The sequence below is a fragment of the Moraxella sp. E33BD genome (genome assembly GCF_041807865.1).
Lineage (GTDB): Bacteria > Pseudomonadota > Gammaproteobacteria > Pseudomonadales > Moraxellaceae > Moraxella > Moraxella haemolytica.
In genome coordinates this window covers 18,524-32,903 of sequence record NZ_JBGTZD010000015.1, presented here as the reverse complement: position 1 = coordinate 32,903, position 14,380 = coordinate 18,524, and the positions used below count along the sequence as shown (strand labels likewise).

General features: G+C 42.4%; 11 protein-coding genes and 2 tRNA genes. 9 read left to right on the top strand and 4 right to left on the bottom strand.

Annotated features, from left to right (window positions below; all coding sequences use genetic code 11):
- Positions 1–225 precede the first annotated feature (225 nt).
- Entirely contained in the window at positions 226–2,376 is a 2,151-nt protein-coding gene (locus ACERC6_RS09325; protein ID WP_373628826.1) for a M3 family metallopeptidase, read from the top strand.
- A 62-nt stretch (positions 2,377–2,438) separates the two neighbouring features.
- On the opposite strand, the gene ACERC6_RS09320 is transcribed toward ACERC6_RS09325, so the two are convergent.
- Positions 2,439–3,008 (bottom strand): NUDIX hydrolase, encoded by a 570-nt coding sequence (locus ACERC6_RS09320; protein WP_284673435.1) that lies wholly within the window; start codon positions 3,006–3,008, stop codon positions 2,439–2,441.
- Positions 3,009–3,064: 56 nt separating this feature from the next.
- Here ACERC6_RS09320 and ACERC6_RS09315 point away from each other — a divergent pair, with 56 nt between their 5' ends.
- From ACERC6_RS09315 to ACERC6_RS09295, 5 genes are all read left to right on the top strand, one after another.
- On the top strand, positions 3,065–3,805 hold the full coding sequence (locus ACERC6_RS09315; RefSeq protein WP_373628825.1) for a CoA pyrophosphatase: 741 nt from the start codon (positions 3,065–3,067) through the stop codon (positions 3,803–3,805).
- A gap of 211 nt (positions 3,806–4,016) precedes the next feature.
- Complete coding sequence (locus tag ACERC6_RS09310) at positions 4,017–5,510, top strand: aminoacyl-histidine dipeptidase (protein ID WP_373628824.1); 1,494 nt, start codon at positions 4,017–4,019, stop codon at positions 5,508–5,510.
- A gap of 13 nt (positions 5,511–5,523) precedes the next feature.
- Positions 5,524–6,018 carry a YcgN family cysteine cluster protein gene (locus tag ACERC6_RS09305; protein WP_373628823.1) on the top strand — a complete coding sequence of 165 codons (495 nt, stop codon included), beginning with the start codon at positions 5,524–5,526 and terminating at the stop codon, positions 6,016–6,018.
- A 132-nt stretch (positions 6,019–6,150) separates the two neighbouring features.
- The gene (locus ACERC6_RS09300) at positions 6,151–7,014 is read left to right on the top strand and encodes a CBS domain-containing protein (protein ID WP_373628822.1); all 864 of its coding nucleotides are present in this window, start codon (positions 6,151–6,153) and stop codon (positions 7,012–7,014) included.
- Between the two features lie 567 nt (positions 7,015–7,581).
- A complete protein-coding gene (locus ACERC6_RS09295) occupies positions 7,582–7,758 on the top strand; it encodes a hypothetical protein (RefSeq protein WP_284673431.1) in 177 nt (58 codons plus the stop codon).
- A gap of 196 nt (positions 7,759–7,954) precedes the next feature.
- On the opposite strand, the gene ACERC6_RS09290 is transcribed toward ACERC6_RS09295, so the two are convergent.
- Positions 7,955–8,755 (bottom strand): hydroxymethylpyrimidine/phosphomethylpyrimidine kinase, encoded by an 801-nt coding sequence (locus ACERC6_RS09290; protein WP_284674629.1) that lies wholly within the window; start codon positions 8,753–8,755, stop codon positions 7,955–7,957.
- A gap of 281 nt (positions 8,756–9,036) precedes the next feature.
- Here ACERC6_RS09290 and ACERC6_RS09285 point away from each other — a divergent pair.
- The 3 genes from ACERC6_RS09285 to ACERC6_RS09275 all read left to right on the top strand — a co-directional run bounded on the left by ACERC6_RS09285 (position 9,037) and on the right by ACERC6_RS09275 (position 10,098).
- Positions 9,037–9,126: transfer RNA gene (locus ACERC6_RS09285), tRNA-Ser, on the top strand.
- Between the two features lie 125 nt (positions 9,127–9,251).
- A tRNA-Arg gene (locus ACERC6_RS09280) sits at positions 9,252–9,328 on the top strand.
- Between the two features lie 212 nt (positions 9,329–9,540).
- On the top strand, positions 9,541–10,098 hold the full coding sequence (locus tag ACERC6_RS09275; RefSeq protein ID WP_284674628.1) for an RDD family protein: 558 nt from the start codon (positions 9,541–9,543) through the stop codon (positions 10,096–10,098).
- Positions 10,099–10,230: 132 nt separating this feature from the next.
- Here ACERC6_RS09275 and hemN read toward each other — a convergent pair whose 3' ends face one another.
- Positions 10,231–11,631: an oxygen-independent coproporphyrinogen III oxidase gene (hemN, locus tag ACERC6_RS09270; RefSeq protein WP_373628821.1), complete on the bottom strand. Its 1,401-nt coding sequence runs from the start codon at positions 11,629–11,631 to the stop codon at positions 10,231–10,233.
- 135 nt (positions 11,632–11,766) lie between these two features.
- Positions 11,767–14,367: a prolyl oligopeptidase family serine peptidase gene (locus ACERC6_RS09265; RefSeq protein ID WP_373628820.1), complete on the bottom strand. Its 2,601-nt coding sequence runs from the start codon at positions 14,365–14,367 to the stop codon at positions 11,767–11,769.
- Between the last annotated feature and the right edge of the window lie 13 nt (positions 14,368–14,380).

The following is a 14,380-nucleotide window of genomic DNA, read 5'->3' as shown; positions in this document are numbered from 1 at the left end:
GGTGCTGGTGTTGTTGCTAATGTTAAAGGCTAATCTTTAACAAACCAACACAAACCAAAACAAAGCATCAGCTTTAACCCAAAACCCCTGCCAGAGATGGTGGGGGTTTTTGGTTGGGTGGTAAATACCTTGACTTTTTGATGAGTTTTGCATAAGCTAGCTACCACTCTTATTGATATTGGATAAAATAAGACAAGTTGTTTAATCTTAACCAGGAGGATTATTATGGAACGTCGTCGTTTTTTACAAATGGGTCTAGGTAGTTTGGTTGCCATCAGCTTACCAAAATTTGGTGTGGCAAATCCGACAGCACTCGTGCTAAGCAAGGAGCTTGAAAACAACCCTTTGCTTGATTTTGTAGGATTGCCTAACTTTACCGCCATTCAGCTTGAACACATCAAGCCTGCTGTTGATTATGTGATTGAGTATAATACCAATGTGGTCAAGGCGTTAACCACACAAGAGAGCATTACTTGGCAAAACTTCTATGCCCCATTAGAAGATGCTCAAAACAAACTTGAGCGTGTGTGGTCTACTATTAGTCAGTTGCATTCTTTAAAAAACTCTGAAGCGTTGCGAGAGGTATATGGTGATGCACAGAAATCGTTAACAGAATTTTATACATGGTTTGGTATGCACCGACCGCTATACGATGCCTTTAATCAGTTAAAACAAGGTAAAGAATACGCCAGTTATTCGAAAGCTCAAAAAAAGGCAATTGATAACGCCTTGTTTGATTTTAGACTGTCTGGTGTGGCATTAGAAGGAGAGGACGCTAAACGCTATACTGAAATTTCTACCAGATTGTCTGAGCTATCTACAGATTTTAGTAATAATGTGCTTGATTCTGAGATGGGGTTTGAGATTGTTATTGAAGACAAACAAAAGCTACAAGGTCTTAGTGATATTGCTTTAGCCAGTGCAAAAAAATCAGCCGAGTCAAAAGGCTTATTAGGCTATCGCTTCGGCTTGGATTATCCAAGCTATGCCGCCATCGTTACTTATGCTGATGATCGAAAATTAAGACAACAAATGTTTGAGGCGTACCGAACTCGTGCGTCCGATAAAGGTCCAAATGCTGGCAAATGGGATAATACCGCCATCATGAACGAGCTAGTACAACTCAGATTAGAGCGTGCTAAACTGCTTGGTTTTGAGTCTCATGCTGAGTATTCTTTGGCAAATAAAATGGCAGAAAGCCCAGCTCAAGTGCTTGATTTTTTGGGTGATTTGTTATTACAGACTCACTCTAAGTCTAAAGCGGAAATTCAAGAGCTTGAGGAGTATGCTAAAGACAAAGGACTGTTGTCTAAAACAGATAAGCTGATGCCATGGGATTTGTCTTATTTGACCGAAAAATTCAAGCAAGAGCGTTATGACATTGATAAAGAGATGTTAAGAGCGTACTTCCCTGTAGATAAAGTACTGTCGGGCATGTTTGAGTTGACCAATCGTCTGTTTGGCTTAACTGTGCGTGAAAGAAAAGATGTGTCCGTCTTGCATCCAGAGGTGAGATTCTTTGAGTTATTCAAAGAAGGTAAGCACATTGCTTCTTTTTATCTGGATTTGTTTGCTAGAGAGAATAAGCGAAGCGGTGCTTGGCATAGTGATGTGATGAATCGCTATCAAACGGCTGATGGCTCAATTCAGTTGCCTGTGTCAATGATTGTATGTAACTTTGCCGCCGCCAGTGGCAACGAGCCTGCTTTGCTATTGCATAGAGATGTTGAAACTTTATTCCATGAGTTTGGACATGGTTTACATCATATGCTAACTCAAGTAGATGTACGAGCAGTTTCTGGTATCAATGGTGTGGCATGGGATGCGGTGGAGTTCCCAAGTCAGATTCTAGAGAATTGGACATGGGATATGGATACGCTAGGTTTGATTTCTGGTCATTATCAGACAGGCGAACCTTTACCTAAAGACATGATTGATAGAATGTCTGCCGCCAAAAACTATCAATCGGCAACAGCCATCGTTAGACAGCTTGAGTTTGGTTTGTTTGATTTTCGTTTGCATAGCGAATATCAATCAGGCGATACAGGTGCGATTGCTCGTATTCGTGAGGATATTCGTCAGCGTATTTCTGTGGTTAATGAACCCGATTGGGTGCGTATGGCACATAGCTTTAACCACATTTTTTCAGGTGGTTACTCGGCAGGCTATTATGGTTATATGTGGGCAGATGTGCTTGCTAGTGATGGTTTTACACGCTTTCAAAAAGAAGGGGTGTTTAATCGCAAGACAGGTCAAGACTTTATTGATGCAGTACTGTCGCAAGGTGGATCTGATGAGCCGATGGCATTGTTTGAGAAGTTCATGGGTAGAAAACCTGATGTTACTGCCTTGCTAAAATCTCGAGGTATTATCTAATCAAGGTACTATCCAAGTAATAAAAAAGCCATAGATGCGATGTCTATGGCTTTTTTATTGTTCTATGGTTTTTGTGCGAGGTGGACTTCATGTAGCGGATAATTATCAAAATCATCGCTATCTTTGCCTTGTTTCTCCAATGTTGCCTTATCCGCCAAATACCGCTCAATGGTCTGTCGCACCGTCTCAAAGGCAAGATTGTCCATGTCTATCTCGTGTGGATAGAACAGTCGGCATTCTAGACTTTCAGGACCAATGCCGAATTTCCCTTCTTTTAGATTTGCCAGATACATGGCGTGAACTTGCCCCCATTGTGGCAAATCAAGCAGGGCATACAGCTTGGTATTTTCTGCCATTCCGTCTGCTTCTTCTAGTGTCTCACGCTTTGCTCCATCTACCATCGTCTCGCCAAGCTCCATGAAGCCAGCAGGAAGCGTCCACAGTCCATAGCGTGGTTCAATGGCACGACGGCATAACAGAATTTGACCTTCATGCACAGCCAGTACGCCACAGATGATCTTGGGGTTGTCATAATGGATATAGCCACAAGCAGGGCAGACAAGGCGTTCTTTGGTATCGCCATCAGGTATGATGTGTGAGGCAGGATTGCCACAGTGTAAGCAGTAGGGCATGGCTTGAGTTTTGGTGTTATAATGAAGTTGATTAAGTTTAAATGAAAACACCTAAAATGACAAATGATTTTATTGATAAGCAGACCGTCTGTGTGCCACCAGAACACCGATTTTATGAGTTATCTACCAGACTAAATGGATATCAGGGAGTAGATGTCTTGCCTTATACGGATAATAATGAGCTGTTGACAGGGCTTATTCGTGAGCAAGCCATCAGGCATTATGAACAACTGCTTAAGAACAAGCCTTTGCCACAAGCGTGTGTTTTGGTGGTCATCACAGATGAACCAACGCCTCGCCTGCTTTTAACAAGGCGGTCAAACAGGCTAAATAGTCATGCAGGGGAAGTGTCCTTTGTTGGTGGTAAGCGTGATGAGATGGACGGAAGCTCTGCTGATGTCGCCTTAAGAGAGGCGTGCGAAGAAGTTGGGCTAAATACAGCGAGTGCTGATATTTTGGGCTATTTGCCGATGCAAATCTCCAAAACAGGACTACTGGTTCGACCTGTGGTGGTCTCGGTGTCTGCTAAGGTGGTGGATACACTGGTGCCCAATGATGATGAAATTGCCAAGATTTTTTGGTTGCCTTTTGAGGTGTTAAAGACTGCCCCCAAAGACCACATCTTTGATAGACAACTGACCAACAAGTCCGCCAAGCTACACACTCCAGCTTGGGTCTATGATGTGGATAATGATGGCACGCCAGAGATTGTCTGGGGGCTGACAGGGCGTATTTTGGCAAGTCTTGTTGAGATTGGTTTTAAGATAAAGCATGAGTGGTATTATCGGGTGCGATGAGTCGGTTTTAACTTTGTTGTTGGTCAACGCCCATCATCATTGGAGATAAAATTGGCAATGAGGCTAGCGGTCTTTGTATTAGATGTGCGGTGCTAGATGGTTTTTTGTGTTTATGATGATTGTACCATGTGATTGGGCTGATGGATAAGACTTGCCAGACTGGTGATAAAATGTGCTAGAATAAGCTTGGGTAAATACATAGGAAATAGTAATGAATATTGATGCTTATCACAATAATTTGGCAGTGGTTAAAGACTTTGGTTCGCCACTACTTTGGCAATGGTTCGCCAAAATCTGTGCCATTCCCCATCCAAGCTATCATGAAGAAGCGTTAGCAAAGCACATCATTGATTGGGCAAAGGGGCGAGGGTTGGTAGCTTGGCGTGATGTGGTAGGTAATGTAATTATCAAAAAAAATGCTACCAAAGGCATGGAGGGGCATGAGCCGATTGCCTTGCAAGCCCATCTTGACATGGTACCTCAGGCAAATGCCGATACCAAGCATGACTTTACCACTGACCCTATCATGCTCAGACTTCGCCCTGATGACAATGCGTGGCTGATGGCAACAGGCACAACTTTGGGGGCGGATAATGGTATTGGTATGGCAAGTTGTCTTGCGGTGCTAGAAGCAGATGATTTGGTACACCCTGAGCTTGAAGTTCTGCTTACCATGACCGAAGAGACTGGCATGGTTGGCGTCTTTGGACTACAAGCAGGCGAACTGTCTGCCAAGATGATGATTAATACCGACACTGAAGAGATAGGTGAGGTGTATGTTGGCTGTGCAGGCGGTATTGATGCCAATATTCATCTGCCTGTTACGGTTGATGAGCATGGTTTTGATGGCGGAGTTGCCTTGACCATCAAAGGGCTAAAAGGTGGGCATTCTGGACTGGACATTCATAAAAATCGTAGTAATGCAATTAAGATTATTGCACGCATCTTGGCTGATGTATTGCCCAAGTTTGAGCATTGTTTTGCCATTGCTCATCTGGCAGGTGGTACGCTAAGAAACGCCATTCCTAGAGAAGCGACGGTGCATCTGCTCTGTGATAAAAGCGTGGGTAGTGAGTTGGCAGAAGCGTTACAACGAGCTTTTGATGTCATCTATGGTGAGATTGCTAAGGCAGAGCCTAAGTGTACTTGTGTGCTTGAATCTGTGAGTGCCAAGCGGTCTTTGAGTGTGGCAGATACCACCAAAGCCATTCATCTACTAAATACTTTGCCAAATGGTGTGGTGCGTTATTCTGATGTGGCAGAAGATACGGTTGAGACTTCTTTGTCTTTTGGTGTAGTAAATCTAAAAGATGATGGACTTTATGCTGATTTACTCGTTCGTTCACTGGTAGAATCTGGCAAAGAAGCAATCTGTTCGGTTTTGGCAAGTTTGGCTGCTTTGGTGGGGGCTTCAGCTGAGTTTACAGGCAGTTATGTGGGTTGGAATCCTGACCAACATTCTAAAATTACGCCGTTGACTAATGAATTGTACGCCCAGATTTTAGGGCATGAGCCTGCTGTTAAAGTGATTCACGCAGGGCTTGAATGTGGTCTGATTAAGCAAAGCTATCCTAAGATGGATATTGTCTCTATTGGACCTACCATTAAAAATGCCCACTCACCTCAAGAGATGGTGCATATAGACAGTGTGAATGTTTATTGGCAGTTACTGACAAAAATTTTGGCAAATGCCCCAAAAAGATGATGAGATGGCTTTGATGTCTGACTTGATTTATGGGCGAGATATTGATGCAACAGATGGGCTTAGAGAGCGTTTTTGGGAGCGTTATACGCTACATGAGATGAACGATGCAGAATGGGAAGCACTTTGTGATGGCTGTGGGGTGTGTTGTCTGGTGAAGTTCTTGGACGATGATGATCCTCGCTTTACTGAGTACACAGATGTTGCGTGCCAGCTTTTAAACTGCCAGACAGGGCATTGTTCAGATTATGCCAATCGCAAAGCACAAGTTCCTGACTGCATTCGTCTGACTGCCGACATGGTGGCAAATATGATGTGGTTACCTAGACATTGTGCGTATAAGCGATTGCATCTAGGGCAAAATTTACCACATTGGCATTATTTGTTAGCAGGTCAGCAAAGGCACGAGCTTGCCATGAATAAAGTGGGGGTGCGTGGTCGCTGCGTGCTTGAGACGGCTTTTGATGAAGATGAGATAGAAGAGCGGATTATTCGCTGGGTTAAAGTCTGATGGTTGGTGGGCGTTTGACCATACAGATAACTGCTACAAAATAACGCTTGAATAATCTTGATAAATCCGCTACATTAAACATGATTTTTCTGCTGATTTCTTGGCAGATTTTTAAGGATTAAGAGGCTTTTTATGTCTGATGACAGTCATTCGGGCAGTTGGACTCGTGGGCTTAAACGCTGGCTATCCACTGCCCCTGAAACTCGTGATGATTTATTAAAATTAGTGCAGGATTCTCGCCAATTTTTGGAGCCTGATACGGTTGATATGCTTGAGGGTGTACTTGACCTGCCTGCCACTCAAGTGCGTGAAATCATGACGCCACGCCCACAGTTATCTACCATCAGTAGCGATGATGATATTGCTGATGTGCTGTCGGTGCTACTTGAGACAGAGCATTCTCGCTATCCTGTCTTTGATAGCCATGATGACAATGCAGTCATTGGTATTTTGTTGGCTAAAGATTTGATTCCGATTTTTGCAAAGCGTGCCAAGGGCGATGATTCCCCTTTTATCCTAAAAGATATTGTCAGAAAGCCTTTGTATATCAACGAAAACGCTCGTTCGGATACGCTTTTAAGATTGCTACAAAAAGCACAAGTGCATATGGCGGTTGTCTTAGATGATTTTGGTTCGGTTTCAGGTATTGCAACGATGGAAGATTTGCTTGAAGAAATTGTTGGTGACATCGTTGATGAGCATGATGATATTGATGAAGACAGTACCATTAACAACATCATAGCCCACCCCACCAAAGAGGGTGTATGGCTAGTACAGGCATCTACCCCGATTAGCGATTGTAATGAAATTTTGGGTTCTTGTTTTAATGATGAAGATGTTGATACGATGGGTGGGATTGTCATGCAGGCATTAGGCTCAGTTGGTCATCTAGAGGGTGAGCAGGTGCAGATTAATGATTGGCATATTACCGTTATTGATGTTGAAGGGCGATTTATCCGCTTGCTTGAGATGGCTTATTTGCCACAGACGGCGTAGTGGTATTAAGCACAAAAAAACACAACGAAGCAGTTGTGTTTTTTTGTGCTTAAGTTTTATATTTATTATCATACTCAAAGTTAGCTAAATTTTTAATAATCAAAGTATTAAGTTCATCTTGTGTTATCTCAACACATTTTTGACTCATGGGTTGATTTCTTTTTTCTTGATGGCTTAACTTTCAATTCCCAAATATATAAGTAGAGCTGATATCCCTAGTGGCGTATGGACTTATTGATGCAAACTAAATTTGTAATTCTTGTTTTTTTGATTTATTATGTTATTATTTAAATGTAGGAATGGTGATCGATGCCACTGTATAAAAATGCCTTAGATATTATCCGTACCAATTTGGAATAACTGCAAAATGGTGAACGCCCTAAATTTGTCGCAATAGGTAAATTAACTGATGAACAATTAACCACAATCAATCAAAAACAAACCGAAAAAGATTTGCCCATTGTTCAATGCAATGAGATTTTATACATGGGGAGGCATCACTATAATAGCTGAGTTATCCAAGATGGCTATAAAATATCCGATCTAATAAAACAGATTGAAAGTGCGATGGCAAAGAGCAGTATTGTTGAAAACAACAAGGTGCTAAAAAGTACTATTTTAAGAGATGATGGCTATGGAAATATGGTTTGGGATTGGGCGATTTTTGAGATGACGGCAAAACAACCGAAAATAGAGCTATTTTCAGTCATTCCTAAAGGTGATGACAACAAGCCACCAAAATAAAATCCGCCTATATGCTACCATACAAGCGGATTTTGGTACTATAAAACGCAATCTCGGTTAACTTAGAACTCCGACGCCCTTGCGTTCAAATTTAATATAATGTATTTTTGAATAAAAATCAAGGTATTTTGATTGATTAAAAATTTTACCGATAATTTTTTTTGCATATAATTATTTATCAACGCAAACAGCCATACTAAACTGGGTTGTTAATAAACCGATTGGGAATCAGCTGGGCTGATGGCGTATTGGGGTGAGGAGTGTCAGCGTGCCTTAGTGTACTGATGATCCAAGCATCGGCATGCTTGATGGCGTCGATCAGATCATCGCCCATTGCCAGTCGTCCTGCGATATGACTGGCCAAAGAGCAGCCAGAGCCATGAAATTCACCAGTTAATCTAGGAATGATGCTGGTGTGCACAATCTGCTCATCAACATATAAAAACTGCTTAATATCACCATCATGAAAATCGTGCGAGGTCTTGACAAGTACCGCACGCACGCCTTGTTGGTTTAGTTTTTTGGCACAATCGTGTAAATCATCAAGACCTGCCAAAGCACGCAGTTCATGTGTGTTTGGTGTGATGAGTGTGGCATAAGGCAATAGTGCGGTAAACGCCTTGACAAGCGTGTCTTGATCACCTAGGCTGCCTCCTGAATTGGCGACGAGTACAGGGTCTAACACAAAAGGTATGTCTTTGGGAATACGACCACTTTTAAATAAATCCGCCAATGTTTGAATGTTGTCTGTCGTGCCTAGCATACCTGATTTGATGGCTTTGATGGGCAGATCATCAAGTACTGCCGCCGCTTGAGCCTTTAGCAGTTCACTGGATACCGCATCAAAGCCAAAAACCGCTTGTGAGCTTTGTATTGTGATGGCGGTGCAAGCGACTGTTGCGTGTGCACCTGCCACTCCGATGGATTCAATGTCTGCCTGCAGACCTGCACCGCCAGATGGGTCAAGCCCTGAAAAACACAGTACCACAGGTCGCATGGTAGGGGTATTGACGATATTGGTAGTATTCATGAGATGTCCTTAAGAGTTCTATTAAACTAAATCATATCATAACAAAAAATCTACCTAAGTGAATATTTTTCACCAAAAAAAGCGATGAGTGGGCGGTGGGTGATAAAAATTAAATCATCAAGCAATAAAATGACAATAAATATAGAAATTTGTCAGAAATTTTTGAAAAAACTACTTGCAAATCATGAAAATTTTGCTATAATTATCGCCCACAACATACTGTGATTTATCACAGGATTTTGTAAAACGGTGACGTGGGTGAGTGGCTGAAACCACATCCCTGCTAAGGATGCATACGGGAAACTGTATCGAGGGTTCGAATCCCTCCGTCACCGCCATTTATTTTTCTAGTCCATAAAGATTTTAAAAATAAATTAAAAAAAGGCTTGACATACTAAAAAATTATAGTATAATAGCCCACCATCAAGACGACAACACTAAGTTGAATATCTTGATAAATCACGCACCCGTAGCTCAGTTGGATAGAGCACTTGGCTACGAACTAAGGGGTCGGGAGTTCGAATCTCTCCGGGTGTGCCATATTATAGAGAACCACCAAAGCTAAATAGTTTTGGTGGTTTTTTTATTTTGTATTTTATTTGTCCAATGGGTAAATTTGCTGATTTCGTGTTAAAATACGCAATACGAATCAACAGATGATGTATCAAAAAAATATGACCAAGACCACCCAAGCTCATACAACCCCAACAATCGCCACTGCTCGTGATGAGCCGATTGTCATCGCTATGCCCATCACTCGTCTATTTACCATGCTGTATGATGGTATGTTGATTTTGGCGATGCTGTTTTTGACAGGAACGGTGCTGTCGGTGATTGGCACATTGATTTTTGTAGATGTCGGCACAACGATTGAGGACGCCAAGGCGTTGCCAGAGTGGTATCAAAATGGTGTGATGACACCAGCGTTTGTGCTGACTTTGGTGGGGTTTTATGGGGTGTTTTGGCGAAAATCTGGACAAACTTTAGGTATGCAGACTTGGCGATTAAAGACGGTAACGAGCGAAGGAAAGCTACTGACTTGGGGTGATAGCTTTAAGCGAATCATTAGTGCTTGCGTGCTACCTATTGTGTTTGTGGTGGTTGGTGCGTTGATGCACGGTTCTCGATTAGCGATTTTATTGAGTGCGTTTTTTGGCTTGTTGTTTAACTATATCTTTTGTTGGTTTAATCGCCGTGGGTTGGCGGTGCATGATATCTTATCTAACACCATGACGCTAAGAGTGCCAAAGTTTGAACATGAAGGGATTTTTGCGTCTTTGCGAAAGAAAAAACCCAAAACAGATAAATAACTTGCTTAATACTATTTGTATGAATAAACCCATCTAAAAAACCGCTCCACATTTATGTCGTGAGCGGTTTTTTTGGGGTGTTTTTTTGGGGTGATTGGGTTATTTTTGGTGTTGAGCTTGATTTATATAGATTTAAATCACTTTGGAGAAGCGGTTGGCGTGCTTTGTTGCTAGATATTCATCAAACACCATGGCGATGCTACGCCCTAGGATACGACCTTTTGGTAAAATATCCACGCCCTTTGATGTGATATTCACCAAGCCATCGGCTTGCATATCGCTTAGCTGAGCAAGTTCGTTATCAAAATAACTCTTGGCATCAATATGAAAGCGGTCGCTCACTTCAGCAAAGTCTAAACGATCATGACAAAGCAGATTCATGATGACATGACGACGCAGTTCGTCTTTTGGGTTGGATTCTATGTGCTTAATGGCAGGCAGTAGATTGGCATCAATCATGCGTTTGTATTCGTTTAAATCGGTGTGGTTTTGTAGGATATGGCGACCAATCTGACTGATGGACGACACACCAAAGCCCAGTAGGTCGCATTCGCCCAGTATGGCATAACCTTGAAAATTGCGGTGTAGCTCGCCTTGTCTTTGGGCGATTGCCATGGTGTCAGTGGGTTTGGCGAAATGGTCAATGCCGATGTATTGATAGCCTGCATCGGTTAGGGCGTTGATGGTGTTGCCAAACATGGTGAGTTTATCAGCAGGGCTTGGCAGATGCTCTTCTTTGATGCGGCGCTGTGGTGCAAAGCGATTGGGTAGGTGGGCGTAGTTGAATACCGATAGTCTATCTGGGGCAATATCAATGATGCGTGCCACTGTGCTTGCCATACTCTCGATTGTCTGATGTGGTAGCCCATAAATCAAATCAATATTGATTGACTCAAAACCAAGCTCTCTTGCTTCATTCATGACCTGCCGTACCATTGCTTCTGGCTGTATGCGGTTGACGGCGATTTGTACCTGCTCTTCTAGATCTTGTACGCCAAAGCTTAGGCGATTAAAACCCAAGTTGCGTAGCGTGCGTAATGTATGCTCGCCAAGCTCTCTTGGGTCTATCTCAATGGAGTAATCACCATCATCAGCGAAGCTAAACTCCGCCTGCAAAAAATGCCACAACTGCACCAGTTCATCATCACTAAAAAAAGTCGGTGTACCGCCACCTAGATGAAGCTGTTTGACGATTGGTTTGTGGGTGAGTAGGGATTTTTTATGTTTGACTTCTTTGATAAGATACTCTAGGTAGTCGCCTGCATCGCTGTTTTTCTTGGTGATGATTTTGTTACAACCACAGTAGTAGCACAGATGGCGACAAAACGGAATGTGAAAATACAGTGATATGGCTGTTTGTTCATTCTTGTTTGTTAGGATGGATTGCTCCATGCCATCAGCGATGGGGGTAAATTCAAGGGCGGTGGGGTAGGAGGTGTAGCGTGGACCTTGGCGGTTGTATTTCTCAATGAGAGTTTCATCGAAGCGAACCTCAGAAAAATGTAAAGGTTCTTGATTGGCATAAGGATTCATGGCTTACCCCTTTGGCATTGGCTATCGGCTGATTTTGGGATTATTATACCTTTTCTAGACTTGATTTATCAATCATCACCTCTTGATGGAGGTATTAAAAAACCGCTCAACTGTTTGAGCGGTTTTTGTTTGGGGTTATTTCATCTGTTCTTTGTACTTGAGATACTCTTGTTCTTTTTGAGCATCTTCAGCACGCCATTTTTCGGTCTTCAAGTCATCAGCACTTGGTCTGACCTCAAGATTTGGCACAGTTGTAACGCCCATTTCGTTGAACGCAAAAGTGATGGTCATCAATTCATCTTCTATGCGTTCAGCATAGGTGTTAGGGCTATGACCTTGATCTTCTGCAGCGTGCAGTAGGGTAGGTCTATCACAGCTTTGAACCTCTTGCAATTTGGCAGTAAAACGATATGAGTGAGATGGTACAACACGGTCATCTCGTTTTGAGGTTTGAATCAATGTTGAAGGATAGCATGTGCCGGCAGTCAGTTTTTGATAAGGTGAGTAGCTCATCAAAACATTATATACATGACGACCTTCTTCAGGCGTACCGTATTCTTTCATCCAGTATTGAGTAATACCTGCTTTTTCATGGCGGAATTGGTCAAATACAGCAACTTGTGGGAATGCCACACGATACTTCTCAGGGTGGCGAACCATTGCTGCACCAACCAATAGACCACCATTAGAACCACCAATGATACCAAGATGATCAGGGTTGGCGTAACCTGCACTGTTTAGATAATCAGCAGCTGAGGCGAAATCATCATAACCCACCAAGCGTTTATCGTGTTCAGCAGCTTTTTGCCATGCTTCGCCGTACTCACCACCACCACGAATGAAAGCGTGGGCCCATACACCACCATTTTCTAGCCACATTGGGTTGGCTGGGAAACCAAACTGTTGGTCATAAATGACACCATAACCACCATAGCCATATAGCAATGTTGGGTTGTTGCCATCAAGTTTAATGCCTTTTTTGTAGCTGATGTTCATCGGTATTTTTGTGCCGTCATTGGCGGTATAAAATACTAGCTTAGTCTCAAACTGAGAATCATCAAATGGTGTAAGGTCATAACGACGGATATCTAAAAACTTATCTTTACTGATGCTGTATTTATAATCAGTCGATGGGAAAGTAGGGTTGCTAAAACGGAACTTGACATAGTTCTCAGAAGCCTCAGGGTCGTGCTTTTTAGCTTCTTTATCTTCCTCATCATCTTCGTCTTGACCGACGACATTACCTGATAATTTTGAGATGTAACCTGCACCTTGTACTGGGGTTAATTCTTTGGTTTCGGCTGTCTTCATGTTAACCAATAAAAGACGGCTAACACCATGTTGTAGGTAGCTCACCAAGAAATAACCATCACCTTCTTCGTGATAATAAGCCTCACGCATGATGTCAAATTCATCTGGTGTGGTTAGTACCACTTCTCGTCTTTTTAGATTATCCAGATTGGTTTTGATGATTTCGCCTTTGCGGTTGTTCTCACCACTGATGATCCAAACATCACGAGTTTCTGGGTCAAAATGTACAAGTTTTGCCAAGATGTTGTTGTTAAAAGATGAGTCGTATTTAAAAACTTCATCAAAGAATTTCTTGTCGTGCAGACGATAGGAGGTATTTGTCTTTCTGTCGATGATGTAGACAGAGTCAGCACTGTCCCAAGTGTCCATGATGATGTAGCGTTTATCTTCACCATCAAAGTCAATGCTGTTAATGCTAGCACCATCAACATAAGACAAAGGAACGGCGATCGGATCATTGAATTTTTCTTTACCAATCTCACGATAGAATACAAGTGAACGATACTGCTCGGCCGCTGTATAGTAGATGGTGTTGTCGTCAAACCATTTCATGGCTGGGTTGGTACGACTGATACGACCAATAATCGGTGTGGCAAGTTTCCCTGTTTTGGTATTAACAATATGCAAGAACCAAGGGTCAGAGTCGGCACTACCTTGACGAACAAAGAAAGAGACATAAGTACCATCTTTACTTACTTTAGTCCCACGCATCGCTGCTTTGCCATCAGGAGCTTTTTTGCCATCAGCAGACAGATTTGCTTCATTGACAATCTCGGTGCGTCTGCCATCTAGACCGATCAGCTCAATGCGACGAAAACCATCGGCGTGGCGATAAGTACGAATTTCACCTAAATCTTTGCGATAGACTCTGCTGATTGTACTTTCAACATTCTTTATCGCATCGGTATTTTTTTTGAGCTGTTCGTAGATGGGCAGTTGATAGATGTAATCTTCAGTAACAGCATTTTGTGCATTGACCCAATCATTCACCTTACTTGAGGTTTTTGGTGGTACAGTTTGCAGGTGTTTGATGGTTTCTTGTGCTAAGGGTTTATCGTCTTCTTGGCGAGTACCGATAAAATTTCTTTCTCTATCTTCGCTGGTTTCTTTGCTGATGCGAGGATCGATATTATCATAATCTTCAAGCCAACGATATTTATCAACTTGAGTGCCTGACGCATAGTGATCGATACCATCATCAGGAGCATGAGGGTTGGAGCTATGCACCGCATTTTTTATACCGGCTGTATTTGATGACATACCAAATTCGCCATGCAAAAATGGGTCTAGATTGTCTTGATGAATAGGTGTATGCGGATAATTTAGTTTTTTTGATTGATTCTGATCGTCATCTGCATAAGCCATGCCTGAAGATAGGCAGGCAGTGAGAGCAAGGGAAAGAGCGCTTAATTGGGTTGGTTTCATTCAAGATATTCCT

Excerpts from the sequence above, each read along its gene's own strand:
- ACERC6_RS09325 (WP_373628826.1), top strand. The coding sequence starts at position 226 with ATGGAACGTCGTCGTTTTTTACAAATGGGTCTAGGTAGTTTGGTTGCC.
- ACERC6_RS09320 (WP_284673435.1), bottom strand. The coding sequence starts at position 3,008 with ATGCCCTACTGCTTACACTGTGGCAATCCTGCCTCACACATCATACCT.
- ACERC6_RS09315 (WP_373628825.1), top strand. The coding sequence starts at position 3,065 with ATGACAAATGATTTTATTGATAAGCAGACCGTCTGTGTGCCACCAGAA.
- ACERC6_RS09310 (WP_373628824.1), top strand. The coding sequence starts at position 4,017 with ATGAATATTGATGCTTATCACAATAATTTGGCAGTGGTTAAAGACTTT.
- ACERC6_RS09305 (WP_373628823.1), top strand. The coding sequence starts at position 5,524 with ATGTCTGACTTGATTTATGGGCGAGATATTGATGCAACAGATGGGCTT.
- ACERC6_RS09300 (WP_373628822.1), top strand. The coding sequence starts at position 6,151 with ATGTCTGATGACAGTCATTCGGGCAGTTGGACTCGTGGGCTTAAACGC.
- ACERC6_RS09295 (WP_284673431.1), top strand. The coding sequence starts at position 7,582 with ATGGCAAAGAGCAGTATTGTTGAAAACAACAAGGTGCTAAAAAGTACT.
- ACERC6_RS09290 (WP_284674629.1), bottom strand. The coding sequence starts at position 8,755 with ATGCGACCTGTGGTACTGTGTTTTTCAGGGCTTGACCCATCTGGCGGT.
- hemN (WP_373628821.1), bottom strand. The coding sequence starts at position 11,631 with ATGAATCCTTATGCCAATCAAGAACCTTTACATTTTTCTGAGGTTCGC.
- ACERC6_RS09265 (WP_373628820.1), bottom strand. The coding sequence starts at position 14,367 with ATGAAACCAACCCAATTAAGCGCTCTTTCCCTTGCTCTCACTGCCTGC.